22 protein-coding genes and 1 riboswitch are annotated in these 23,849 nt (G+C 40.8%); of the genes, 10 read left to right on the top strand and 12 right to left on the bottom strand.

What is annotated here, in order from left to right; genetic code table 11:
- Position 1 precedes the first annotated feature (1 nt).
- The 8 genes from cobT to VK159_RS22215 all read right to left on the bottom strand — a co-directional run bounded on the left by cobT (position 2) and on the right by VK159_RS22215 (position 6,401).
- On the bottom strand, positions 2 to 1,021 hold the full coding sequence (gene cobT / locus VK159_RS22250) for a nicotinate-nucleotide--dimethylbenzimidazole phosphoribosyltransferase (RefSeq protein WP_324232380.1): 1,020 nt from the start codon (positions 1,019 to 1,021) through the stop codon (positions 2 to 4).
- A complete protein-coding gene (locus tag VK159_RS22245; protein WP_324232379.1) occupies positions 1,018 to 1,743 on the bottom strand; it encodes a diphthine--ammonia ligase in 726 nt (241 codons plus the stop codon). Before VK159_RS22245 ends, cobT begins: the two co-directional genes overlap by 4 nt.
- 82 nt (positions 1,744 to 1,825) lie before the next feature.
- Positions 1,826 to 2,329, bottom strand: coding sequence for a bifunctional adenosylcobinamide kinase/adenosylcobinamide-phosphate guanylyltransferase (locus VK159_RS22240; protein ID WP_324232378.1), 504 nt, complete (start codon positions 2,327 to 2,329; stop codon positions 1,826 to 1,828).
- Positions 2,326 to 2,706, bottom strand: coding sequence for a DUF5522 domain-containing protein (locus tag VK159_RS22235; protein WP_324232377.1), 381 nt, complete (start codon positions 2,704 to 2,706; stop codon positions 2,326 to 2,328). Before VK159_RS22235 ends, VK159_RS22240 begins: the two co-directional genes overlap by 4 nt.
- Before the next feature lies 1 nt (position 2,707).
- A complete protein-coding gene (locus tag VK159_RS22230) occupies positions 2,708 to 2,932 on the bottom strand; it encodes a cysteine-rich CWC family protein (protein ID WP_324232376.1) in 225 nt (74 codons plus the stop codon).
- Positions 2,925 to 3,860: an ABC transporter substrate-binding protein gene (locus VK159_RS22225; RefSeq protein ID WP_324232375.1), complete on the bottom strand. Its 936-nt coding sequence runs from the start codon at positions 3,858 to 3,860 to the stop codon at positions 2,925 to 2,927. The genes VK159_RS22230 and VK159_RS22225 overlap by 8 nt, the downstream gene beginning before the upstream one ends.
- Before the next feature lie 31 nt (positions 3,861 to 3,891).
- Entirely contained in the window at positions 3,892 to 4,482 is a 591-nt protein-coding gene (locus VK159_RS22220; RefSeq protein ID WP_324232374.1) for a DUF6580 family putative transport protein, read from the bottom strand.
- A gap of 68 nt (positions 4,483 to 4,550) precedes the next feature.
- Entirely contained in the window at positions 4,551 to 6,401 is a 1,851-nt protein-coding gene (locus VK159_RS22215) for a TonB-dependent receptor plug domain-containing protein (protein WP_324232373.1), read from the bottom strand.
- 102 nt (positions 6,402 to 6,503) lie between these two features.
- Positions 6,504 to 6,768: riboswitch (cobalamin riboswitch) on the bottom strand.
- A 236-nt stretch (positions 6,769 to 7,004) separates the two neighbouring features.
- On the opposite strand from VK159_RS22215, the gene VK159_RS22210 reads away from it, so the two are divergent.
- Positions 7,005 to 7,745, top strand: a complete 741-nt coding sequence (locus VK159_RS22210; RefSeq protein ID WP_324232372.1) for a DUF6089 family protein — start codon at positions 7,005 to 7,007, stop codon at positions 7,743 to 7,745.
- A 66-nt stretch (positions 7,746 to 7,811) separates the two neighbouring features.
- On the opposite strand, the gene VK159_RS22205 is transcribed toward VK159_RS22210, so the two are convergent.
- Entirely contained in the window at positions 7,812 to 8,372 is a 561-nt protein-coding gene (locus VK159_RS22205; RefSeq protein WP_324232371.1) for an AraC family transcriptional regulator, read from the bottom strand.
- Between the two features lie 207 nt (positions 8,373 to 8,579).
- Between VK159_RS22205 and VK159_RS22200 the strand changes: the two genes are divergently transcribed.
- Complete coding sequence (locus VK159_RS22200) at positions 8,580 to 9,104, top strand: 6-carboxytetrahydropterin synthase (RefSeq protein ID WP_324232370.1); 525 nt, start codon at positions 8,580 to 8,582, stop codon at positions 9,102 to 9,104.
- Between the two features lie 90 nt (positions 9,105 to 9,194).
- On the opposite strand, the gene VK159_RS22195 is transcribed toward VK159_RS22200, so the two are convergent.
- Positions 9,195 to 11,264, bottom strand: a complete 2,070-nt coding sequence (locus tag VK159_RS22195) for a TonB-dependent receptor family protein (protein WP_324232369.1) — start codon at positions 11,262 to 11,264, stop codon at positions 9,195 to 9,197.
- Positions 11,265 to 11,360: 96 nt separating this feature from the next.
- Here VK159_RS22195 and VK159_RS22190 point away from each other — a divergent pair, with 96 nt between their 5' ends.
- The 6 genes from VK159_RS22190 to VK159_RS22165 all read left to right on the top strand — a co-directional run bounded on the left by VK159_RS22190 (position 11,361) and on the right by VK159_RS22165 (position 18,325).
- Positions 11,361 to 12,680, top strand: a complete 1,320-nt coding sequence (locus tag VK159_RS22190; protein ID WP_324232368.1) for an APC family permease — start codon at positions 11,361 to 11,363, stop codon at positions 12,678 to 12,680.
- A gap of 4 nt (positions 12,681 to 12,684) precedes the next feature.
- Positions 12,685 to 13,032: a VOC family protein gene (locus VK159_RS22185; RefSeq protein WP_324232367.1), complete on the top strand. Its 348-nt coding sequence runs from the start codon at positions 12,685 to 12,687 to the stop codon at positions 13,030 to 13,032.
- 7 nt (positions 13,033 to 13,039) lie between these two features.
- Complete coding sequence (locus VK159_RS22180; protein WP_324232366.1) at positions 13,040 to 14,209, top strand: aminotransferase class I/II-fold pyridoxal phosphate-dependent enzyme; 1,170 nt, start codon at positions 13,040 to 13,042, stop codon at positions 14,207 to 14,209.
- Between the two features lie 103 nt (positions 14,210 to 14,312).
- Entirely contained in the window at positions 14,313 to 15,755 is a 1,443-nt protein-coding gene (locus tag VK159_RS22175) for a TolC family protein (RefSeq protein WP_324232365.1), read from the top strand.
- Positions 15,756 to 15,791: 36 nt separating this feature from the next.
- On the top strand, positions 15,792 to 17,174 hold the full coding sequence (locus VK159_RS22170) for an efflux RND transporter periplasmic adaptor subunit (RefSeq protein WP_324232364.1): 1,383 nt from the start codon (positions 15,792 to 15,794) through the stop codon (positions 17,172 to 17,174).
- 74 nt (positions 17,175 to 17,248) lie between these two features.
- Complete coding sequence (locus VK159_RS22165) at positions 17,249 to 18,325, top strand: NAD(P)H-dependent glycerol-3-phosphate dehydrogenase (RefSeq protein WP_324232363.1); 1,077 nt, start codon at positions 17,249 to 17,251, stop codon at positions 18,323 to 18,325.
- Positions 18,326 to 19,027: 702 nt separating this feature from the next.
- Here VK159_RS22165 and VK159_RS22160 read toward each other — a convergent pair.
- Together VK159_RS22160 and hemW are read right to left on the bottom strand one after the other, a co-directional pair.
- The gene (locus tag VK159_RS22160) at positions 19,028 to 19,756 is read right to left on the bottom strand and encodes a DUF6962 family protein (RefSeq protein ID WP_324232362.1); all 729 of its coding nucleotides are present in this window, start codon (positions 19,754 to 19,756) and stop codon (positions 19,028 to 19,030) included.
- Between the two features lie 81 nt (positions 19,757 to 19,837).
- A complete protein-coding gene (hemW, locus tag VK159_RS22155) occupies positions 19,838 to 20,968 on the bottom strand; it encodes a radical SAM family heme chaperone HemW (RefSeq protein WP_324232361.1) in 1,131 nt (376 codons plus the stop codon).
- 125 nt (positions 20,969 to 21,093) lie between these two features.
- On the opposite strand from hemW, the gene VK159_RS22150 reads away from it, so the two are divergent.
- Together VK159_RS22150 and VK159_RS22145 are read left to right on the top strand one after the other, a co-directional pair.
- Positions 21,094 to 22,899, top strand: coding sequence for a hypothetical protein (locus VK159_RS22150; RefSeq protein WP_324232360.1), 1,806 nt, complete (start codon positions 21,094 to 21,096; stop codon positions 22,897 to 22,899).
- A gap of 37 nt (positions 22,900 to 22,936) precedes the next feature.
- On the top strand, positions 22,937 to 23,833 hold the full coding sequence (locus tag VK159_RS22145) for a DUF4271 domain-containing protein (RefSeq protein ID WP_324232359.1): 897 nt from the start codon (positions 22,937 to 22,939) through the stop codon (positions 23,831 to 23,833).
- The last annotated feature ends 16 nt before the right edge of the window (positions 23,834 to 23,849 follow it).

The raw sequence follows: 23,849 nt of genomic DNA, 5'->3' as shown, positions 1-23,849 counted from the left end.
TTTATTCTTTTCCGGATACTCCGGCACTTTCAAAACTAGCCATTTCATTTAAAAACTGAACAGCGCTTTGTAATAAAGGTATTGCCAATGCTGCACCTGTGCCTTCACCCAAGCGCATGCCCAATTGTAAAACAGGTTTAACTTTTAGATGCTCCAGCATTTTACGGTGGCCGTTTTCATCAGAACAATGTGCAAATACACAATAATCAGTGATCGTTTGATTGTATTGCTTTGCAACCTGTAAAGCGGCGGTTGCAATAAAGCCATCCACTACAATAATCATCTTCAGTTCTGCTGCTTTGTGATAAGCGCCAACCATCATGGCAATTTCAAATCCACCAATCCTGCAAAGTAATTGATGCGGAGTGATATCATAACGGTTGAGTTCATGCAAACGACTAACATCTTCTAATGTGTCAAGTTTGCGTTGAAGTTGTTCATCGGTTGAACCTGTTCCTCTGCCCACACATTCGCTTAATGGCAGATTCAACAAATGATGCATGATAAGTGATGCAGAAGATGTGTTGCCAATGCCCATTTCGCCCAAGCCGATGGTATTGCAACCTTTATCAAATATTTCCTGCACAATGCTGCTGCCTTTTTCAATAGCTGCATTTACCTCATCAATACTCATTGCATTGGTTGCGCTGTAATCGGCAGTGCTGTGGTTGATCTTCGCATGTACAATTGGTAATACAGAATCGAAATCAAAATTTACACCTGCATCAACAACAGTTAAACCGATGTTGTGTTGCCTGGTAAGCACATTGATCGCAGCACCACCGTTCACAAAATTCAAAACCATTTGTGCAGTTACTGCTTGCGGATAAGGATTTACTTTTCCTGTTGCTGCTATACCATGATCGCCTGCAAACACAACAATATGTGGCTTACTTATAACAGGTGATAAGCTGTTTTGAATTGTGCCGATTTTCAATGCCAGTTCTTCCAGCATACCCAATGCACCAGGCGGTTTGGTTTTATTATTGATTTTTTGCCGTAGTTGTTCCTCGAGTGTCATGTGTTATTTGTTTGTAAAAGAAGATCACAAAACCAGAAACCTTTTGTACCCACATCTTTAATAGGAGTGGGGTGATCGCTGGTTTTGATCTCTAATGCTTGGTAGGTTTTTTCACCGGTTACAATTTGTATTGGAGTTTTAAAAACGGGGCCTTTAAAACAAAACGAATGAAACTCGCCATTCTCTCCACAAGCGTCAACAGTTGATGGGAGTTCGTTAATAAACTGCTGATCAATGGTTCGGCCAACCCAGCTTTCATCTAGGTAACCATCGTTGATGCAACAGAGCACAGATTGAAATCCCTTTGCTACAAAATCATTGATCATCCATTGTGTATCGGTTTTCCAGATCGGGAATACACAATGCATATCGAGTTCTTTCATTTTGCTTTCACGATAAGCACGGAGGTCTTCTAAAAACAGATCACCATACAACACATGGTTGATGCCTTCTGCTTTTGCCTGCTGCAAAATACGTTTCATCTGTTGTTCATATTCAGCATTGCTTGCTTCATACACATATGCTTTCAAAAGTGGGATGCCGACAGATGCAGCTTGTGCTTCGATCAACTCTTCCCTTACACCATGCATCGATAAGCGTTTGTAATTGCCATTAAATGTGCTGAGCAAAAACTTTACGTCATACACGCCTTCCTGCAGTACTTTATGCAATGCATAACTGCTGTCTTTTCCTCCGCTCCAACAAAAAATAGATGAGATCATGTGATGAGTGATAAATAATGAATGATGAGTTCTGAGTGGTAAATGGCCAGTGTTTTTCTATACGCTATTCACCACTCACTACTTACTTTATTTTGACAGCAATTCCGCTAACCATCAATACTGCTTCATTTGCTTTTGCTGCAATGTATTGGTTCGCCCATCCCTGCAGATCGGTGAACTTGCGACCGATCTCTGTATCGGCATGCACACCCATGCCAATTTCATTGCTGATGATGATAAACGTGCCCGGCTTTGTACACAAGGCATCAATTTCTTTTTTCAGCAAGGCAAGTGATGCTTCCACATCGTTCTTTGTATCAACAAAAAAATTGGTGAGCCAAAGCGTTACGCAATCAATGAGACAAATGCGATTGGTAATTGGCAACGCACTTACGTTGCGTTGCTCTTCCATATTGGTCCAGCGTTCATCCCGATCATTTTGATGACGCTTCACCCGTTTTTCAAAATCATCGTCCCATACTTTGGCAGTAGCTACATAAATAGGACTGTCACTTAATGATAAAGCCAACTCCTGAGCATACTTACTCTTGCCACTTCTTGCACCACCTGTTATAAAAATGATCATGCTGTCTGTTTTTTAAATCCATACGGACAATGTCGGCATCCGCTCTTACAACAATATCCTCTGCGTAAATGATGCCATGCAGTGAACACAAAGTTTGTATTTTCCATATAGTAGTCGATACCCTCGATCAATTGTTTTGCAGGAGGAATATCTTTTGCACTGTTATTATTAAATGCTTTTTCAACCGTCATTTCAGCAACATAAGCATCGATCTTTTCTTTTGTTGCTTCGTGCAAACATTGAGGGCACATGCAATTGATAACAGGGTCGGGAGTAAATAATGGAGGATAGCGATTGCACCAGCAGCTATTGCCGTTATCTTCGGTACTGCATCCGAATACAATACCACACCTGCTGCATGTTTTTTCTTTACTCATCTTATCGGTTACTGTATAGATCTTTCTGTTCTACAAATAAAGTATACCTGCTTTTTAATTGCTGCAGACAGCTGCGGCATAAACAATCGGCATATTGTTTTGTGATGAATGCTTCTTCTTCCACACTTAAGTCAATGCCATAACATTGGCAATTGGTAACATCACCCACTTTGCATTCAAAGCCCTCACCACAACGTGGACAGTTTTTCTGTTCGTGTTTACACATGCGCTGGCCTGTTTGAGAAGTGAGAGAATTTTGTTTGCAGATGTTTGGGTACACGAAACAACGAAGGATGGAATAACGCAGCTAGTAATTCAATACCATCAACCAATGTTGAAGCAGATGGTTGTGTGAACAGATCGTAGTCACAAATGAATACGGCGTTGTTCTTAACCGCTTCCAGTTGTTGCCATTCCGGTTTTTCAGCTAAGAGATGCAGTTCTTCTTTGCTGCGTTGCACATGAAAACCGCAGGGAGCAATCACTAATATTTCCGGGTTATATCTTACAATTTTTTCCCATGAAGTAACAATACTGTCGCCACCGGGATTACTGAGCATATCAATTCCACCCGCCTGCGCTACCTGGAACGGGATCCAATGACCACAATTATAGACAGGTGCTATCCATTCCATCAACAACACACGCTTCAAAGGCATTTGATGACGACGTAGTTTATCAAGAATATGCGTTGTTCTTTTTTGCAAACCTGCCAGGTAATGATAAGCAGCAGATTCATGACCCAACGCTGTTGCAATCGTTACAGCTGTATAGTATACATCGTCAAGCGTTTGCGGTGTTAATGCAATAATTGTTGGTTGTTTTTCAAGGTTTGCAACGGCCGCTGCTGTACAGGCAGTATCGATCTGGCATACTTCACATACATCCTGTGTGAAAATTACATCGGGTTGTATGTTTTGCAATACAACTTCATCAACATAATATAAACTCTTGCCTTGTGATTTGCTGGCAGAAAATATTTTATCGATCTCTTCGCTGCTGTAGTTTTTTCCTTCCATTACGCAACGCACTACTTTTTGTTTTTCTTTCAAAGCCGTAGCGGGACATTCAAACGTAACGCCATGTAGCAAATTTTGCAAACCCATGTCGTAGATCATTTGCGTAGCAGCAGGTAAAAAGGAGCATGCTTTCATGATGAATTGAATAAGGTTAAATGGTTAATGGTTATGCTAACTGCAAGAAACTGTTTTTTGATTTCATCCATTCAAAAGCACCAAACATAATACTGCTGTAAAGCAACGTGCCGATCAAAAAGTTTTTCATGTAAGGCGCACCTTGTGCATAACATTTGATTAAACTTGCAAAGCTGTGATCCATCGTTTGTCCTGTTGTAATATCAGTACAGCCAAACAGGAATACACCAAAATCAACAATCAACCAGTAAACTAATGTTGACCCAATACCGGTTAGCAAAACAGATGTTACTGAAACTTTTTTGATGAATAATCTTCCAAGTAATACAATTGCCACAAAACCACCATACACCCAATACCAGCTTCCATACATGATGCCGTACTGTCCATTGTAAACGAAGATATTTATAATGAGATCACTTGCAAGTAATGTGAACAATGGGAAACCAAACGCTTTCCAGCTTTTACTAAAGTAAGCTGCACCAAACAAGCCCATGGCGCCAATTGGTGTAAAATTACTCAATGGCCCAAGCTGTGCTGCATTGGGAATACGTAAGGCCGCCACTGCAATCATAATAATTGCCAGGATTGCAAATCGGGGATTAATTTTTTGTGCAGACATAGTTGAAGAGTTATGAATGATGAGTAATGAGTGTATTCAATTAATCACTCATTACTCATCACTGATTATTAAAGATTAAAGCGAATTCCTCCCATAAAATTGGCACCGGGGGTACTGTAACCCAGCACTTCCACATAATCTGTATTCAACAGATTTTTACCATCGGCAAATACAACAAGTTTGTTTTTAAAAAAGCTGTATTCTGCATGAACGCCCCACAGCAAGTAGCTATCGAGGTTTACCTGTGTTGAAGGCCATGTTCCGAAATCCATATCGGTACGCTTACCATAGTTGTAAACATTTGTACTTACAAAAAATGAAGGGGTAACCTGGTAACCGATCGTTGCACCAAATGAATGTTTTGGGCGACGCAGCAAATTAAAGTAGCTGGTATCTTTTCCACCTGCGGCTTTAGTAGTTACTTCTCCATCGAGGAAGCTGTAGTAAGCGGTTAATTTTAATTTTTTATTGAACTGAATGGTTGGCTCCAATTCAAAACCATAGTCATCCTGCTTATCATAGTTCTCGTATTTCGATGTATAGATGATGACATCTTTGTTATGACGGTTGAAGTAAACGGCACGTACACTTATTTTATCGTTCAATAAAGAACTTTGCACACCTGCTTCAAATGTTTGTGAATGTTCAGGCTTCAGTTCAGGATTTGCACCCCATGCACCATACAATGCACTAATGCCCGGCGCACGAAATGCGGTAGCGTAATTCACAAACAGCTTTGTGTTTTCATTCAACACATAAGATGGGTTGATGCTGTAAGTAAAGTTGTTACCATACTTTGAATGTTTGTTATAACGTGCACCTGCTTCAAGGTAAAAGTTGCCCAGATTTTGGAGGAATACACTCAGGTAAGGACTATTGATGTGAACGTTTGAATCAAGATTCTTCTGGTAACGGTTATCAACACCTGCCAGCAATTTTACTTTCGGTGCAATTTGATAGTAAGCAAACAGGTCAATAATTTTATTGGTGCCTTTGTAAGAGGAAGGTCCCCATGCTTCGCTGTTATAGGTGCGATCCATTTCATCGTAACTGAAGTATGCACGACCACCGGCTTTTTCTGTTTTTACTTCAACAGCAGAACCCGCTGTAAACAAAGATGAGGTATAGTTATTAGCAGCATCAGAAAACGAACCGTCATCGTAACCGCCCTGAAAATAACTGTAACGTGTAAATGGTTGTAAGCGGATATTTTTTGTTACCGGCGCATCTACACTAAAATTAAGCGCATTGTTCAGGAAACCATCTTTATCAAAATTGCCAGTACCGGTTTTGTCAACTGCTTCTGAAATACCTTTTGATTCGTTGTGTGAGTACGAGAAATTGTAGTTTACTTTTTCAGCGGTACCACGCACACCTGCTGTGAATTTATATGTATCAAAAGAACCTGCTGCAGCAGTTCCATATAGCTGTGCGGGTTTTGATGCACCACGTTTTGAGATGATATTGATAACACCGGCCACAGCATCGGAACCATAGTTGGTAGACTGTGCACCTTTTACAATTTCAATACGTTCGATCTGGTCGATGGGAAGTAAGCGCAGATCAAATGCACCTGAGAAGGATGGATCATTTACAGGAATACCATCAATTAAAATGACAGTATAACCATTGCCTGCACCACGCATAAAAATACTTTTGTCTTTACCGGGATTACTGGTAGCACCATTAACTACAATGCCGGCCTGTTCGGTTAAAAGCTGTGCAAGATCTTTCCCTGAACTCTGTTCAATAGTTTTACGATTGATGACAGTAGTGACCTTTCCTGTTTCAAGCAGTTTCTGGTTTACCTTGTTGGCGGTAATCACTACTTCATTCAATGATTTTACTGTACTGTCCTGTGCATTTAGTTGACTGCTGATAAATAATCCGGCAGCCACTACAAATAAATTCTTTTTCATGAGTTGAAAAAAGGGTTTGTTGTGACTGCTTTCAGAAAAAGAAATAGAAAATATAAAAGCTAACGAGCCGTTACATCTCCTGCCTTTCACCCGAAAGCAAATGATTGTTAATCTGTACCGGCAGGTCTTCTGGCTCGTTCGCTGCTGAACACCTTCCCGTTGATGTGGCAAACACCTTTCAACAACAGTGGTATGTAGAATCAGCAGAATTAGTGATGAATAATAAGTGCAGAACTGCTTTACTCATTATTCATTACTGATTACTCATTAGTAGAACTTACAGCTACGGGGATAGCGCCGGATTTACACCGGACTTCCCTTTTAATTCCGGCTATGAACGCCGGAAACCGCTACAGGAGCAAAAGTAGGGGAGCAGCTGTGCAGTTGCAAATTTGTTTCTGTTGAATTGTTCACATGGCATCTGAATAAATAAGTAGACAGATATAAATTGAAGCGCTTTCTCTTCGCATGAATTTAACAATTGACATATACGCCCACAAATGATGCTTCGTTAATACTGCAACCTGCCGATCTCTCTCTATTCGAAAGTTTCCAAACAGTGCTTATCAGAAACATTGATCGTTACCACTTAAACCAATGTTTATGATTCGTTTCATCAGCAAGTGTATTGTTGTTCTAATCAGTATGTGTACGCAGGTTCAGGCGCAAATCAAACAACCAAAGTATGAAGTTGGAGCCGGTGTAGGCGCTTTTGTTTATCAAGGTGATCTTGCACCCAGCCGTTTGGGTTCCTGGAAAACCACCAGACCCGGATTGGTATTGCATGGGTCTCGCCTGTTGAACCGTACAATGGCGTTGCGTTTACAATTGTCTATTGCATCATTGCATGGTGACGATGCGAAGTACAACAACCCTGCATATCGTCAACAACGAAATTTTAATTTCCGCACTTCATTAATTGAACTCTCGCCGCAACTTGTATGGAGCCCGCTGGGTTGGAGCGATGCGGGGAAACAACTATCGCCATATTTGTTTGGCGGTGCTGCAATAAGTTTGGTGCGGATCAGAAGAGATGCAAGTGCTTTCAATGCTGTTTATTTTGAAGCCGAACCGGAATTGTTTACGCAATTAGCAACCGATCTTTCTGCAAGCACACCCCGGCTTTTACCGGCAGTGCCCGTTGGTGCAGGTATGCGTTATTCCATTTCTCCATCATTGCTGTTAAATGCGGAAGCATCGTATCGTTTTTTGTTTACGGATTATTTAGATGGGTTCAGTCGTGCAGCCAACCCCGATCGAAAGGATCATTATTACAATATTTCTGTTGGATTGATTTATCGCTTCGGTCGTAAAAACAGTTGGGATTGCCCGCCTGTGCGGTAACCTTACAGCGAGTTTCTTTCAGACGAGTGTTTTTATAAAGCAAATAATGGAGTTGAGAAGAACCTATTAAATATTCTGAATAGTTATTCTTCTTTTCTCTTTTAGTGCTTTAAAATGCGATGGCGTTAAACCAGTTGCCTTTTTAAATTGTGTTGATAAATGTGCAGCACTGCTGTAATGCAGTTTGTAAGCTATTTCTGCAAAAGTATCTTCTCCAAAAATGATCAGCTCTTTTATCCGTTCAATTTTTAATGCGATCACATATTGTTCAATGGTAGTAGCCTCTACTTCAGAGAAAAAATTAGCCAGGTAGGTGTAACTGTAATGTAATTTTTTACTGAGTAATTCAGATAATTTAATATCCGGTTTCTCATCGGAATTATAAACATAGTCTACGATCTCTTTCCTGATCTTTTCAATTAACACCCCACTTTTCTTTTCCAGCAATTCCAATCCAACTGCTTTTATTTTACTGTTCAGTTTCACTTTGTCTTCATCAGTAACATCTTCTCTCGTTTCAATTTCGCCTAATTCTACTTTTATGGGCGATAAGTCAAGATCTTCCAATGCTTCCCGCACAACAACCTTGCAGCTTTCGCAGGCCATGTTTCTTATATAAATCTTCATACTTTATTTGGTTTCGTTGATGGCCTTGCTGTTAAGGACTTGTTTGATTTGCACAATTTTACCTTTAAAGGTATCGTTTTACAAACTGGCATTGGCAACAAATGTTTACATGTGGATGAGTGCCTGAGTAACAGTGCATTGCTGACAGTTGTGGAATTGTAATATTGGAAAGTGTGCATTTAATGATGATCATTCGTCTTGAAACTGATGAACATCAGTGGAAGAAAATCGTTGATAAAAGTAACTCCTGATAATTTTGCGCCTCAATCAGCGCATATGTTATTACTCACAAAGATCTTCGATTTTGAAACGGCGCATGCCATTGATGGTTATAACGGCATGTGTAAAAATATTCACGGACATTCGTATGAACTGCATGTAACGGTTGGTTCGTTGGTAAATGAAAATGCATATTTACCTGCTCCCGGTTTTCTGCTCGACTTTAAAGACCTTAAGCAAATTGTACAAAAAGCAGTGGTGGATCTTTTCGATCATAAACTGGTTTTATCGCACAGTTATATTGCGAAACATCCTGAAGTAACCGAGCAGGAAAATCTTGTTGCATGGGATGCGGAACCCACCGCTGAAAATTTATTGCTCTTTATTAAGCGTGCTGTACAGGATGAGTTGCCCGATGATATGAAACTCGTTGAACTGCGTTTGTACGAAACAAAAAATTCTTATGCTACCTGGCGTGAAGAAGCAGAAGTTTACCAGGGAGATATTTGGTAAGATGAGTTGGGATTGAACTGCTTAGTTTATGGATGCAACTACCTTATCTGTTGGTATCTCTCCAATTTCATACTATGAAATAAAATTCAGTTACTTCTTTTTATATCCCTGAAAAACAGAAATCCCTGCATAATAATTCCTTCCCGCTGCTACGTTGTAAAAACGGTTAGCTGCTGCATTAATGTCATTTCCTAAACTGTAGGTTTCATTAAAAAGATTATCAGCACCAACAAATACTTCAGCACGCAGTTTTCCAAAGTAGATTTGTTTGTAACCAAGTCTTGCACCCAACAAATGAAAATCGCCGCCATAAAATGTATTGGCATCATTCAAAGGCGTTTTCTCATTGTAATTATAAGTAACGTTGAGATAAATACCGGGCTTCAGTGTTATATCAACTCCGGCCGCAACAATATGTGTTGGTACACTTGGTAATTGTTTGCCGCTGAAATCGTTTGTGAGTTGTTTAAAATCTTTGTACGTAAAATCATTGTAGGTATAACTCAACCAAACATTCGCTGTTGAAAGAAAATCTGTTTCGCTATCTGCAATGGCATAACGGGCAAATGTTTCCACACCACGTTGCCTTGTACTACCTGCATTCACAAAAAAGTCGGCACCGCCTCCATCTCTGCGTTGCACAATGGTATTACTGAGGTTAAAGAGAAATCCATTTACATCTATAAACAGTTTGCGTTTGTAGTTGAAACGGATACCGGCTTCGTAGTTCCAGCCTTCTTCTGCATTAAGGTTGGTAGAGATTACACCTGTTGAAGGCAAAACCTCTGCAGAAGTGGGGGCAGAGAATCCTTTGGCAACAGATGCATACACGGACAATTCTTCTCTGATCTTTTTCAATACAGAAAGCCGTGGTGCAATTTCATTATCATACGTTCTGCGTTGCGGACTCAAGGGGAATTTATTCAATCTAATGATCTCGATCTTATTCTGGTTAATGCTTGCACCTGCAGTAATGATCCAGCCTTGTGGTAATTTCCAATCGGCTTGTGCAAATACATTCCATAAGAATGGATTCACTTCGTCTTCTGTTTGCAGACTATCGCTTGTGCCGTTTACATTTTTATAAACACGAATGTTATACCAGCCTCGTTGCAGTTCGGCACCGGCAACAAATTTTAATTCACCCATTACATTACGTGGAGTAAAAGCAAAAACTGTTCTTCCTCCGGCATGTGGTTCGCTGCGGCGTTCGAAGTTGCGAACAGTTGGATTCGCAAACTGTGAGTAAGCACCATATAAAGATGTCGTATTCTTAAATGTTTCCGTGATCTGGAAATCATGACTCAATCCTGCAAAGAATGTTTCCTGGTTCACACTTGCATTGGCTTGTGCGCTGGAAGGAGTAGGACCCACTCTTGGTCTTGCCTGTCTTGGATTGTTAGCAAACTCAACAGCAGTTAATCCGCCGGGCGTTTGGTAGGAAAGATCAGCATACATCACGTAAGTGCGGATGCTTTGTTTTTCGTTCAGTGCAAAACGGCTGTCCCAGCTAAACACCGAGCGGTCGAGTTTTGTCCAGTCACGATAACCGTCACTGTGTAATCGATTATAGCTGATGGTTTGTTGCGTGGCACCTTCGCCAATATGAACAACCGCATTTACATTACTCAAACCAAAACTGCCACCCGTATAATCAATACCCACCCCTACAGGTTGATTGTTGCCATTTGTTTTCAATAACACAGCACCACCGCTACCACCACCATACAAACTGCCGGATGGTCCTTTTAATACTTCAACCGAGTTGATATTATAAAAACCCAACAGGTTTAAATAAGTGGAACCGCCAGGTTCGGTAAACGGAATATCGTTGAGGTAAACTTTTACATTGCGCACACCAAAGGGCGAACGCAGTGAACTGCCACGAATATTTAAACGGTAGCTGCCGGGACTGCGTTCTTCCATGCGTACACCGGGTGCAGCATTCAAAGCAGGAACAATGGATGCATTACTGAAACGGTTCAATTGTTTTTGGCCCACATAACTGATAGCTGCAGGAACATCCATAAGCTTACGGTTCTGTTCAAACGCTGTAATAACGACTTCGCCTAATTCTTTGGAACTGGAGTCGGGTTGTGACTGTGCAAATGAGAAAAGTGCAACTACTGTTGCAAGCAGGGTTAGTGATTGGTTCTTCATCGCCCTAAAATTACAGACATTCCGGGTTTGCCTTTCATGTTTTTTTTAAAAGAATGAGTTGAAAGAAAAACTATCTTCATCGCTAGAAGAAAAAGCATGAAAACTTCAACCAACAAACTCAACCTGTTTTCCTTCACTATGATCGTAGTGGGTCTGGTGATCGGTATGGGTATTTTCCGTACAGCAGCTACGAGTGCAAAAGATGCCATTGATCCATCGGTTTATTTCAGTGCCTGGCTTATTGGTGGTTTGGTGGCTTTGTGTGGTGCCTTAACGTATGCAGAGATCGGCAGCCGTTTTCCCGTAACAGGTGGTTACTACAAAGTGTTTGCACAAGCCTATCACCCCAGTATTGCCTTTGCAATTAACTGTTTGATCTTAGTTAGTAACGCAGCAAGTTTAAGTGGTGTGGCATTGATCGGCAGCGGGTATCTGTTAAAACTATTTCCCGGTGAATGGACAGATATACATAAAGCATTGGTGAGTTGTGTGGCCATCGCTGTTTTTTATTTAATTAATCTGCGTGGATTAAAATTGAGTTCCATGGCGCAGAATATTTTAATGATCATCAAGATCGGGATGATATTGGTATTGATCGCTGCTTTATTCTTTCCCGATAAATATGCAGTGCAGGAAACAACCACTGCCGTAACAACATTCAGCAACATGGATTGGATCAAAAGTCTTGGCGTGAGTTTGATCGCAGTTTCCTTTACTTATGGCGGTTACCAGCAAACCATCAACTTCGGAAATGAAGTGCAGAATCCAACGAAAAATATTCCACGTGGTATCTTCATGGGTATTGCTATCATCATTGGTTTGTATTTACTCGTGAACATGAGTTATTACAACCTGGTAGGCTTTCAACAAATGAAAGGCGAACGTGAAATTGCATACGTAGTGATCGATAAAATATTCGGATCAACAGGTGCTACTGTTTTCTCTGCCTTTTTATTTTTGGGTGTATTGGCTTATGTAAACGGATTGCTCATGAGCAATCCACGGGTGATGTATGCAATGGGCGATGATGGAAGTTTGCCGAAAGTGTTTGCGAAGCAAAATGAAAAAACAAATGTGCTCACATTTTCACTAACGGTGTTTGCTGCCATTTGCATTATCATCTTATTCTTTGCACAGGAGTTTGAAAAGATATTGGCCTTCACTATTTTTCTTGATTGCTTCGGGATGGTGTTGAGCAGTGCTACCATATTCTGGTTCCGCAGAAAGACAAAGCATTTAGATGGTACAGGTATTTATAAAATGAAACTGTTTCCGTTGATGCCACTCATCTTTATTGCCGCTTATTTATTTGTAGGTACAAGTATTGCTATTGCTGATCCTTCTGCAGCCTTAACCGGGCTGGGAATATTAGCGGCTTTTATCGTGATCTATTTTATTTTTCACCGAAAAAAATAATCTTATGCTGCAGAAACTCCGCACCGTTATTTATCATACCAATGATCTTGCCGCTGCAAAAAACTGGTACACTTCGCTTACAGGTAAAGAGCCTTATTTTGATGAAGTGTTTTATGTAGGCTTTGATATCAATGGGTTTGAATTAGGACTTGATCCTGATATGAGTAAAACACAAACAGGCAATCACAGTACAGCTTATTGGGCTGTTGACGATATGCAAGCAGCTGTAGAAAAAGCAGTGTCACTGGGTGCAACCATTATCGACCCTGCACACAATGTTGGTGGCGCAATAGAAGTAGCAATTGTAGAAGATCCATTCGGTAATCATATTGGATTTATAACCGGCGCATAATATTTATATGGACATTTCATATATCCTCAACGAACTGGGTGAAGACCGTGAGCATTATTTCAATGCCATTGCACCACCCATTATTCAGACAAGTAATTTTCGTTTTAATAAAGTAGATGAATTGCGTGCTGCATTTGCAGATGAGATGAGTACTTATCTCTACAGTCGTGGTTTAAACCCAACGGTTGATATCCTACGCAAAAAGCTAGCTGCATTGGATGGAGCGGAAGATTGTCTTGTGTTCAACAATGGAGCAGCAGCCATCTTTGCAGGTGTGCTTGCGAATGTAAAAGCCGGCGATCATATTGTAAGTGTAAACAAGCCCTACACCTGGGTGCAAAGGTTGTTCGATGTAATCCTTCCACGTTTTGGTGTTAGTACCACGTATGTTGATGGAAGAGATGCGCATGATTATTTCAACGCAACTAATCCAAACACTAGCTTTTATTATCTCGAAAGCCCTAACAGTTGGGATTTTGCCCTACAGGATATACCTGCTATTGCTGCTTATGCAAAAGAGCATAACATCATCACTTTAATTGATAATAGTTATTGCACGCCGCTTTATCAAAAACCGATTGAGATGGGTATTGATCTGGCCATGCAAACGGCCACCAAGTATATCGGCGGGCATAGTGATACATTGGGCGGCGTGTTAAGTGGCACACATGCCATGATGAAAAAGATCTTCGACAGTGAGTACCTCAATATCGGCAGCGGCATTCAACCTTTTAACGCCTGGCTGTTGATACGTGGGTTACGTACCCTGCCAACAAGACTGGAACGCATTAACCGTACAACACAAGATGTGGTTGCTTTTGTAAAAGCGCACCCGGCAGTAAAACGCATCCTTTATCCGTTTGATGAGAGTTTCCCGCAGTACCAACTGGCTAAGCAACAAATGAAAGAGGCGCCGGGGTTATTTTCTTTTTATGTAGGTGCAGAAAACAGGCAGCAGATTGTAACTTTTTGCGAAAGTCTGCAACATATACAGATGGCAGTAAGCTGGGGTGGGCATGAGAGTTTGCTGTTGCCGAAATGCGCCGGGTTGCAGGATCATGAATTTGACGCTGCTAATCCAGAGCACCAAATGATGCGGTTGTATGTGGGTTTGGAAGATGCAAACTACCTGATTACTGACCTGAATCAGGCATTTGAACAGTCAGGGTTAAAATGAAGGCTTTAATTTAGGGCCGAAAATCAGAATAAGCAGTTTCCCGCTTGTCAAAAAAGAATAAATTCGTGCCCCAAATGTCATTATATTGTCACTATAGTTATTTATGAAAAAATTTATCCTGCTTACTCTCTTATCATCCCTGTTGCTCGCCGTAACACAAATTCAGGCCCAGGAAAAATGGGATCTTCGCCGTTGCGTTGAATATGCAGTGGCCAATAACCTTAACATTAAACAGGCTGATGTGCAGGCAAAGATCAGCCAGCTTACACTAAATCAAAGTAAGCTGCAAAGGTGGCCCAGCGCTAATTTTCAGAACAGTAATGGTTTCCAGTTTGGCCGGTCCATCGACCCCGCAACCAACGGGTTTACAAATCAACAAATCACTTTTTCACAATTTGGCCTCTCAAGCAGTGTAACCTTATTCAATTTCAATTCACAGAAAAATACCATACTGGGTAATGAACTTGAAGCAAAAGCACAGGAAGCAACTGTTGAGCGCTGGAAGAACGATATTTCATTGAATGTTGCAGGGGCTTATTTGCAGGCACTGCTTTCAAGAGAGCAGGTAAATATCACCAGCGTACAGATTAACCAAACAAAAGAGCAGTTACTCAATACAAGAAAATTAGTTGATGCCGGAAGTTTACCTGAATTGAATGCAGCAGAACTTGAAGCACAATTAGCGAGGGACAGCAGTACTTATATTGCTGCAGTTACCGCTTATCAAACCAATTTACTTAATCTGAAGATCTGGATGAATCTGGATCCGGCGATTGCCATCGAATTGGATACACCACCGGTTGACAAAATACCTGTTGAAACATTTGCTGAATTACAGCCTGAGCCGGTTTATCAACTTGCACTCGCCAATATGCCCTTGCAAAGGGTAAATAAGCTTCGTTTGCAATCACTGGAGAAATTTCAAAAGGCTGCAAGAGGAAATATGTACCCGAGTATTGGTGCATTTGCAAATGTGAATTCGGCTTATTCCAGTGCGTTAAAGAATCTTCCAAAAGGGGCGAATATTCCTGTTACCATTCCAATTGGATTTACCTCATTAGGTTCTGCTCAGAATCCTGATGTATTTACACAAACATTTATTCCTTCGGGTTCGCAAAAAGCAGATTTTGTTCGTCAACTCGATTTCAACTTCCGGCAGTCAGTGGGAATCAGTTTAACGGTTCCGATCTTTAATGGCGGACAGGCACGCACTGCATGGCAGCGTAGTAAACTGAATTATCAAAGCCAGCAATTGCAGGTAAACAACGATAACCAAACATTGAAGCAAAACATTTATCAGGCTTATAATGATGCAACTGCTGCTTTTCAACGCTACCAGGCATCTATAAAAAGTGTTCAAACAGCAGAGTATTCTTACGAACTTTCAAGAAAGCGATACGATGCGGGTTTGTTACGTTCTATTGACCTGATAACTAATCAAAACAATTTATTCAGGGCAAGGCTTGAAAAAATTTCTAACCAGTTCGACTATGTTTTTCGCATGAAAGTACTGGAGTTTTATAAAGGTCTTGGCTTAAGATTATAAGCACTTATCTAATCAACAAAGGAACAACAACTGAATATGAATAAGAAAATCTGGTGGATCATTGGTATCCTCTTGGTGGTAGCAGCGACCCTTATCATCCTGAAGAAAAAAGAAGTGATCGGTAAAAAGGAAGCAACGAGAGTGGCTACTGAAAAGATCACGAAGCGAACCATTATTGAAACAGTAAACGCAAGCGGTAAAGTGTATCCTGAAGATGAGCGAAAGGTAAGCTCCGATGTAAGCGGTGAGGTAGTGGATATGTATGTGGAAGAAGGTGACAGTGTACGAAAGGGTCAGGTGCTGGCAAAGGTTTTTGCCGATGTATTGACTTCAGACAGAGACCGGGCTGCATCTATTGTTAACCAGCAGCAGGCACAGGTGGGAAATACCGAAGCATCGCTCCGTTCGTTTGAAGCAAGGTTGAACCAGGCAAAACTTGCATACGACCGACAGAAAAAATTATTTGATGAAAAGGTGATCTCACGTCAGGAGTTTGAACAGGCTGAAAGTGCTTATTTAACTGCAAGAGCTGATCTTGATGCTGCCAAACAAACTATTCGCAGTGGTAAAGCAAGTGTGCAAAGTGCCCAGGCAAGTTTAACGGCAGCTAATAAAAATCTTTCCCGTACAACGGTTGTTGCTCCAATGGATGGTATTGTTTCTTTATTGGCCGTAAAAAAAGGCGAACGTGTAGCTGGTAACAGTTTCAGCTTAGGTACAGAAATCATGCGTGTTGCAGATATGAGCAGGATTGAAGTGCGTGTTGATGTTGGTGAAAATGACATTCCGAAAGTAAAAATCGGTGACAGTGCTATTGTGGAAGTAGATGCTTATAACGATCGCAAATTCAAAGGTGTGGTTACGCAGATATCAAGCAGCAGCACATCGGCTCAGGCAACCGGCGCTGCAGCTGCATCAGGTGATGTAACAAACTATAAAGTGTATATCCGTATTGATCCTTCTTCTTATGCTGATCTCATCGATCCGGCTAAAGGAAAGAATCTTCCGTTCCGTCCGGGTATGAGCGCAAGTGCTGATATTATGACCACTACACAGGTGAATGTATTAGCCGTACCAATTCTTGCAGTTACCACCCGTGATAAGAATGAACAGGGATCGAAAGCAAAAGCAAAAGAGGAAGCAGATAAGAAGAAAGCACAGGGACAGGAAGTGCCAACGAACAATGCTGTGATGACAGATGAGATGGAAGAAGTGGTGTTTATTGTGCAGAAAGACGGAACTGTAAAGAAAGTCGCCATCCGCACAAATATCCAGGATAACGAATACATTGAAGTGATGAGTGGATTGAAAGAAGGTGACGAAGTAGTGAGTGCACCTTATAATACCATCAGTAAAACATTAAAAGATGGTATGAAAGTAACAGTGGTGCCAAAGGATAAAGTGTACGACGAAAAATAAATCGTAAAAAAAGAATAGCAAAATCCCGCCATCAGGCGGGATTCTTTTATTTTAGATGTTCTGAAACTAATTGTTTGAAACAGGAAGAACTTAATCAGCAGTTTGCAATTATCGGGAGTGGCAGTTTTGCCACTGCTCTTGCGAAGATCCTTAATGGTAACGGGGTGCGCCTGAATTGGTGTGTGCGGAATCAAAACATTATTGATCAGATAAAAAAGCATGGGCATAACCCAAGCTATCTCCGATCTGCAACGTTTAATACCTCTTTACTCACGTTAACGACAAATCTGACGGAAACAATTGAACAATCAGATTACCTGATACTTGCCATTCCTTCCGCTTACACAGAAGAAGTGCTCGATAAATTACCCAAAGATATTTTTGAAGGGAAGCAGATCATTTCAGCCATAAAAGGCATTATGCCTAACCGTAATATTCTGCTCAACGATTACCTGAAGAATGATTTTGGTTTTGATCCGAAGGATTATTACACGATCATGGGTCCCTGTCATGCAGAAGAAGTGGCATCGGAGAAATTATCTTACCTCACGTTTACCGGTCTTGATCAAACTACTACACAGTGGATCGCAGATCAATTCCGTAATCATTATATAAATACCGTAATCAATGATGATGTGTATGGTGTGCAGTTTGCTGCCATCTTAAAAAATATTTATGCATTGGGCAGTGGTATTGCACATGGGCTTGAGTATGGTGATAATTTCCTGAGTGTGCTTATTGCAAATGCTGCCGATGAAATGGCAGGCTTTTTACGCAAAGTGGGTATCCGTAATATGGAAGTGGGTGTGCACAAAGAGCCCATTCCCGGAGTGCAGCTGATGAAAACATCGTTACGAAAATCGGCCAACTATGCAGCGAGTGTGTATATGGGCGATCTGCTGGTAACCTGTTATTCATTGTACAGTCGTAACCGTACGTTTGGAAACATGATCGGCAAAGGGTTTAGTGTAAAAGCTGCCCAGCTTGAAATGAATATGGTGGCAGAAGGTTATAACGCCAGCAAATGTTTTTATCTCATCAATAAAGAACTGGGCGCTGATATGCCCATTGCCACAGCTATCTATAAAATTTTGTGGGAGGATGTGCAGCCGGCTGAAGCGTTTGAACAGTTAGAACAGGTGTTGATTTAACTGTGTGCCCAAATGAAAGTTGTCTAGACAGTTTTCGTGCTCTTCCTTAATTTTCAGCCTTGGGCTTAATAAATCATTCTTAGAATCAGATGCTTTTCGTTTTTACTAAGCTATATCAAGAATATAAACGGGTTAATACATGGGACCCGGATGAGAGAATTGTGCTTTATGTGACTTTTGTAATGCAGTGTTTGTTTTTTTCATTATTTATTCCAATATGGGAGCTTATCAGGACTTATACGAATAATGATAGCAGGCCTATTCAACTACTTATTATAATACTCTTTTCAATTCTAATTTTTACGGTAGGTCGGAAGTTTATTCATCGGAAACTATTTAAAGAAAAGAAAATGCTACAATTTGTTGAGCAATATAAGAGTTATCGTATTAGCCGATTTTTACTCTATCTATTGTCAGTGGCACTACCGTTATTTCTATTATTGATGGGACCAACAATAGCTATTTGTTTAACAGGGGGTGAGATTTTTGGGACTAGAGTTACGGAGCTAATTCATTAAGAGATGGATTCTGTTAAATTTTTTTCCGGAAGGAATGAGCACACGAACATGTTGTAACTTTATACAAACAAAAAACAATGCCTTTCTCTTTCACAGGTTTTGGTCCCTGGGCACTTCTGCTGATGTTGGCAGTTGGTATTGTGCAGCACATTGTGAGCAACAGGCGTGCAAAAACGTCTTCGGATTAACTGTTTTCTAATCTTACCGGAATCATTTCTTCTTTTTTAATTTCTATCTGCATTCCAACTGCGGCTTTGTGATAGTGCAGAATAGCAGCGATCATGGCCAAATGGCTCACATCATTGTAATTAAACCAATAATGAATGCTTAGCTGATAAGCATGGCAAAGCAAGGCAACAAACCCCCATGCAGTTGCATAGAAAATATGTTTTAATGCCGGGTCTTTTGTTTTGCTGTAAACATATAATTCAAAAGAAAAAACAACCGCCAGTAATCCATACATGGCATGCATGATCACAAATGTGAAGCGGAGTGTGATCAATGAAAGTATCATGAACGTAAGTATCTCCGCATAATTAAACCAGGAAAAAAACTGCCCGATATTTTTATTCATCAAAGGGCGGCTATGAATAATTGTAGCCCGTTCAAACACAGCCACTGCTGCCATACCAATGTACCAACCGGGAATTTTTCCATACATGCCGGTTTTATACAATAAAGCATGACCTATCACTCCACCAATAATTGTAGAGATGCCCATCAGCAAAAAGAACAACTTCATTAAACGATGAGGAACAGTTTGTGTTAATCCTTTTACCTGAAGATTACGGTAAGCATAAAAGCAGGCCGCAGCAATAAAGAGATTTGTAAGAACCGTAAATGGCTCCAATATCTTTATGCCAAACAAATGCCAGTAAGGCATGTTTGTAAAATCAATAGTAGGCTCGAGCATGAGGTGCAATTTTGGTGGCAGCAACCCGAAAACGCTTGCATTCTAATTTACAAAAAAGACTTGAAAATGTAAAGCAGGTTTTTAGAAGAACAGGTCGGAAGCGATACTGTCGGCAAAGAGTTTTCCTTCCTTCGTAAGAATGAGATGATTGTTTGTAATCATCAGCAAACCTTTGCTTGCATAAGAAGCAGCTTCTGTTTGCAGTTGAGCTGATTTGTCGCTGCCAAATTTTTGGCTGATATAGTTAAGATCGCAACCTTCCATAAGCCGTAAGCCGGTCATGATGTATTCATTCAGCTGTTGGGTTGCCGTTAGTTCTTCCTTTTCAAATGAAATTGTTTCCTGTTTCAGCAATTGTATATAAAGTTGATTGTTGGCCACATTCCATTGCCTGCTGCTGCCGTTAAATGAATGGGCCGATGGCCCCAAACCCAGGTAATGCACGCCCTTCCAATAACTGCTGTTGTGTTTACTACGATAACCGGGTTTTGCAAAATTGGAAATTTCATAATGTTCAAATCCTGCCTGTTGCAGATGATCCATCAACAGTAAAAACTGGCGGCTTTGTTGTTCCGGATCAACATCCTGTTTTTGATGCTGACGTATCTGTTTATCCAGCGGAGTTTTTTCTTCAACCGTTAATGCATAACAGGAAATGTGATTGATGTTTTGCTGCAACACCCAGTTTAGATTATACAGCCATTTCTCATCGGATAATCCGGGAGTACCATAAATAAGATCAACTGTGAAAGTATCGAAGCCGGCTGCTCTTGCTTTTGCTATTACTTGTTTTGCCTCATCGGCAGTATGCGCCCGGTCCATCCAGCGCAAATCTTCTTCAAACAACGATTGAATACCGATGCTGAGACGATTAATGCCGAGTTGTTTCCAACCTTTCAACTTTTCATCATTTACATCATCTGGGTTTGCTTCTAAGGTGATCTCAGCGTATGGGTCAATGCAAAAATGCTGATGCAATTGTTGCATGATCTGTTCTAACTCGTCGATCTGCAGAATGCTGGGTGTGCCTCCTCCGAAGTAAATTGTTTCAATAGTCTGGCCTTGCAGATAGCCGGCTTTTGCCTGTAATTCGATCTCTTTCAATAAAGCAGCAACAAAATCGTTCTTATAATGCAGACTTGTACTGAAATGAAAATTACAGTAATTACATGCCTGCCTGCAAAACGGTATATGAATGTAAATGCCAGCCATTGATTTTACTGTAATGTGATTTTATTTTCCGGCAGATAAACCTGCCTGCAAAACGGAATATGAATATAAATACCTGCCATCCTCAAACTGATACCTTAATTTCGAAACTGCAAAACTAACCGTTCGTGCTTCAAATCCGTTCAGCATTTTACAAAGCCATTTTTCTTGCAGCCTGTTGCTGGTTTTTTGTGTTGCCTGCACATGCGCAAAAAAAATATCAATTGCTTTATCGTTTTGCTGATACGGTTGACGTTTCTTCATCTATTGGGTTAGTAAAAGAATTTGATGATAAGGGAGCATGCAGCCAATACATTTTTGAATTGCCCAAACTGTTACAGAAGAAAGGATATATCACCGCTTCGGTTGATTCGGTACAAATGGATTCAACAAAAGCGGAAGTATTGCTATTCCTTGGCCAAACATACCGTTGGGCATTACTCAATACATCAGCCGTGCCACAGGATCTGTTGAATGCTGCCGGTTACCGTGATAAAAATTTCAAACAGCAACCTCTCGATTTTGCAGCTGTGCAATTATTGCAAACAAGGTTGCTTGATAAACTGGAGAACACGGGTTATCCTTTTGCTAATGTATATCTTGATAGTTTCAATCTGCAACAGGAAGGCATCACCGCAATATTGAAAATTGATAAAGGTCCGTTGTATAAGATCGACAGCATTCGTGTGTATGGCGACGTGAAGATCAGTAACCGTTTCCTGCAACGTTATCTTGAGATACAGGATGCCTCGATTTACCAAAAACAGAAACTGCTCAACATCAGTCCACGTTTATTGCAACTGCCGTATCTCCTCGAAGAACAAAAATGGAACATGAGTTTTTTAGGCACAGGTTCTATTGTAAATCTTTATTTGAAAGAAAGAAAGAGCAGCCAGATCAATGGTATCATAGGTTTCCTTCCATCAAATGATCAGTTAGGTGGTAGCAAATTATTAGTAACGGGTGATTTTAATTTGAACCTGAAGAATGGATTTGGTTTAGGTGAAGCATTAACCATCGTGTTTCAACAGATACAGGTGCAATCGCCACGTTTGCAAATGGGCTACCTGCAACCGTTTCTATTCGGTTCACCATTTGGTGTGGATGTTTCGTTTGATGGTTTGAAGAAAGACAGCAGCTTTCTGAATATCAACTTACAGCTGGGCGTGCAATATGCATTTGGCGGAAACAGGAGTGGTAAAATATTCTACCAACAATCCATCTCCAACCTGCTTACAGTTGATACAAATGCAATCCGCATCAGCAAACGATTGCCTGATCAGATCGATCAAACAACTTCAAATATTGGTTTAGAATACGAGTGGTTTACTACCGATTACCGTTTCAATCCACGTAAAGGATTTGATATGAAGTTTACCGGTTCGGCAGGTATTCGAAAGATCAGACCCAACAATAATATATCCTCGTTGAAAAATCCAAATGATCCGGGCTTCAATTATCAATCGCTTTATGATTCAGTTGGAACTAGAGCATATACGTTTCGCTTGCGGGCAAGTGTTGCTAATTATTTAAAAGCCGGTAAGAATGCAGCCTTTAAAACAGCGATCAATGCAGGGATGATCCAAAGCCCCCGCATTTTCCGGAACGAGTTGTATCAATTGGGTGGTTTCCGTTTGTTACGTGGGTTTGATGAAGAAAGCATTTTTGCATCAGCTTACGCTGTGGCAACAGCTGAGTACCGCATTCTTATCGGCCTCAACAGTTATATCTATGCATTTGCCGATGGGGGATTGGTGCGTAACAACAGCCAGTTTGCCAATACCAGTAACAGTTTTATCGGTTCAGGTTTGGGTATGGCGTTTGAAACAAAGGCGGGCATTTTCAATATTGCTTTTGCAGCAGGTAAAAGAGATGATTCACCTTTAAACCTGCGACAAAGTAAAATTCACTTTGGTTATGTGAATTTTTTCTGATGGTTGAAGATCGCTTGATTATTTTTGCAACCAACCCATGCGCTTACTTTTACTCTTATTTCTTTTATCGGTTCAATTTACTGTTGCAGCACAGGATACTTCTGTTGTGCAGCAGAAGCCTGACAGTGTTTCTGTGAGTGCGCAGCTGCCAGTTGCAGAAGATACCCTTCAGCAAGTGCAAACAGTACCGCTGGTTTCATTTGATTCTTCTTACAAAACTATTCTTGCAAAAAGCAGGTTGAATCTTTTTGCAAAGCCACAGTTCCAGATCGAAAAAGAAAAGCAGGTTGAAAACAGGGATTGGCTGTTTTACTATATTCTGGGTATTGCATTATTGTTTGGGTTGCTGCGTATCACTTACCTGCGTTATTTCAATGATATGTTCCGGGTGTTCTTCCGCACATCTTTACGTGTGAACCAGATCAGGGAACAGTTAGTACAATCGGGTCTGCAGTCGTTATTGTTCAATTTGTTTTTTGCCGTGGCAGCCGGCACATATGTGTACCTGCTCATCAGTTATTTTGATGTATCGGTTAAGCTGCCCGACCTGTTTATTCCGCTGGTTACAACCGCAACCATTGCCCTGATGTACCTTGGCAAGTATGTTTTTCTACAAGTGAGCGGCTGGTTGTTTGGTATGAAGAATGCTGCAGAAACCTATTCGTTTATTGTTTTCCTGATCAATAAGATTGTTGGGATCATCCTGCTTCCTTTCCTGTTTGTGATTGCTTTTGCTGAAAAAGAATTGGCCGGCATTGCCATTACTATTTCATTGGTTGTGATTGTGGGACTGTTTCTTTACCGTTTTCTGCGGGCTTACCGCCCGGTGCAGGCCGAAATAAAGGTGGGCAGGTTCCATTTTTTCATTTTTTTCCTGGCTTTTGAGATTGCCCCCCTGCTGGTTATCTATAAGCTTATCCTTGGTTTTTTATAAACAATTGTACTTACCT

The organism is Lacibacter sp. (assembly GCF_035299325.1).
Taxonomy (GTDB): Bacteria; Bacteroidota; Bacteroidia; order Chitinophagales; family Chitinophagaceae; genus Lacibacter.
The sequence above is the reverse complement of the archived record's forward strand: the minus strand, read 5'-3'. Positions and strand labels throughout refer to the sequence as shown.

Excerpts from the sequence above, each read along its gene's own strand:
- cobT (WP_324232380.1), bottom strand. The coding sequence starts at position 1,021 with ATGACACTCGAGGAACAACTACGGCAAAAAATCAATAATAAAACCAAA.
- VK159_RS22245 (WP_324232379.1), bottom strand. The coding sequence starts at position 1,743 with ATGATCTCATCTATTTTTTGTTGGAGCGGAGGAAAAGACAGCAGTTAT.
- VK159_RS22240 (WP_324232378.1), bottom strand. The coding sequence starts at position 2,329 with ATGATCATTTTTATAACAGGTGGTGCAAGAAGTGGCAAGAGTAAGTAT.
- VK159_RS22235 (WP_324232377.1), bottom strand. The coding sequence starts at position 2,706 with ATGAGTAAAGAAAAAACATGCAGCAGGTGTGGTATTGTATTCGGATGC.
- VK159_RS22230 (WP_324232376.1), bottom strand. The coding sequence starts at position 2,932 with ATGTGTAAACACGAACAGAAAAACTGTCCACGTTGTGGTGAGGGCTTT.
- VK159_RS22225 (WP_324232375.1), bottom strand. The coding sequence starts at position 3,860 with ATGAAAGCATGCTCCTTTTTACCTGCTGCTACGCAAATGATCTACGAC.
- VK159_RS22220 (WP_324232374.1), bottom strand. The coding sequence starts at position 4,482 with ATGTCTGCACAAAAAATTAATCCCCGATTTGCAATCCTGGCAATTATT.
- VK159_RS22215 (WP_324232373.1), bottom strand. The coding sequence starts at position 6,401 with ATGAAAAAGAATTTATTTGTAGTGGCTGCCGGATTATTTATCAGCAGT.
- VK159_RS22210 (WP_324232372.1), top strand. The coding sequence starts at position 7,005 with ATGATTCGTTTCATCAGCAAGTGTATTGTTGTTCTAATCAGTATGTGT.
- VK159_RS22205 (WP_324232371.1), bottom strand. The coding sequence starts at position 8,372 with ATGAAGATTTATATAAGAAACATGGCCTGCGAAAGCTGCAAGGTTGTT.
- VK159_RS22200 (WP_324232370.1), top strand. The coding sequence starts at position 8,580 with ATGAACATCAGTGGAAGAAAATCGTTGATAAAAGTAACTCCTGATAAT.
- VK159_RS22195 (WP_324232369.1), bottom strand. The coding sequence starts at position 11,264 with ATGAAGAACCAATCACTAACCCTGCTTGCAACAGTAGTTGCACTTTTC.
- VK159_RS22190 (WP_324232368.1), top strand. The coding sequence starts at position 11,361 with ATGAAAACTTCAACCAACAAACTCAACCTGTTTTCCTTCACTATGATC.
- VK159_RS22185 (WP_324232367.1), top strand. The coding sequence starts at position 12,685 with ATGCTGCAGAAACTCCGCACCGTTATTTATCATACCAATGATCTTGCC.
- VK159_RS22180 (WP_324232366.1), top strand. The coding sequence starts at position 13,040 with ATGGACATTTCATATATCCTCAACGAACTGGGTGAAGACCGTGAGCAT.
- VK159_RS22175 (WP_324232365.1), top strand. The coding sequence starts at position 14,313 with ATGAAAAAATTTATCCTGCTTACTCTCTTATCATCCCTGTTGCTCGCC.
- VK159_RS22170 (WP_324232364.1), top strand. The coding sequence starts at position 15,792 with ATGAATAAGAAAATCTGGTGGATCATTGGTATCCTCTTGGTGGTAGCA.
- VK159_RS22160 (WP_324232362.1), bottom strand. The coding sequence starts at position 19,756 with ATGCTCGAGCCTACTATTGATTTTACAAACATGCCTTACTGGCATTTG.
- hemW (WP_324232361.1), bottom strand. The coding sequence starts at position 20,968 with ATGGCTGGCATTTACATTCATATACCGTTTTGCAGGCAGGCATGTAAT.
- VK159_RS22145 (WP_324232359.1), top strand. The coding sequence starts at position 22,937 with ATGCGCTTACTTTTACTCTTATTTCTTTTATCGGTTCAATTTACTGTT.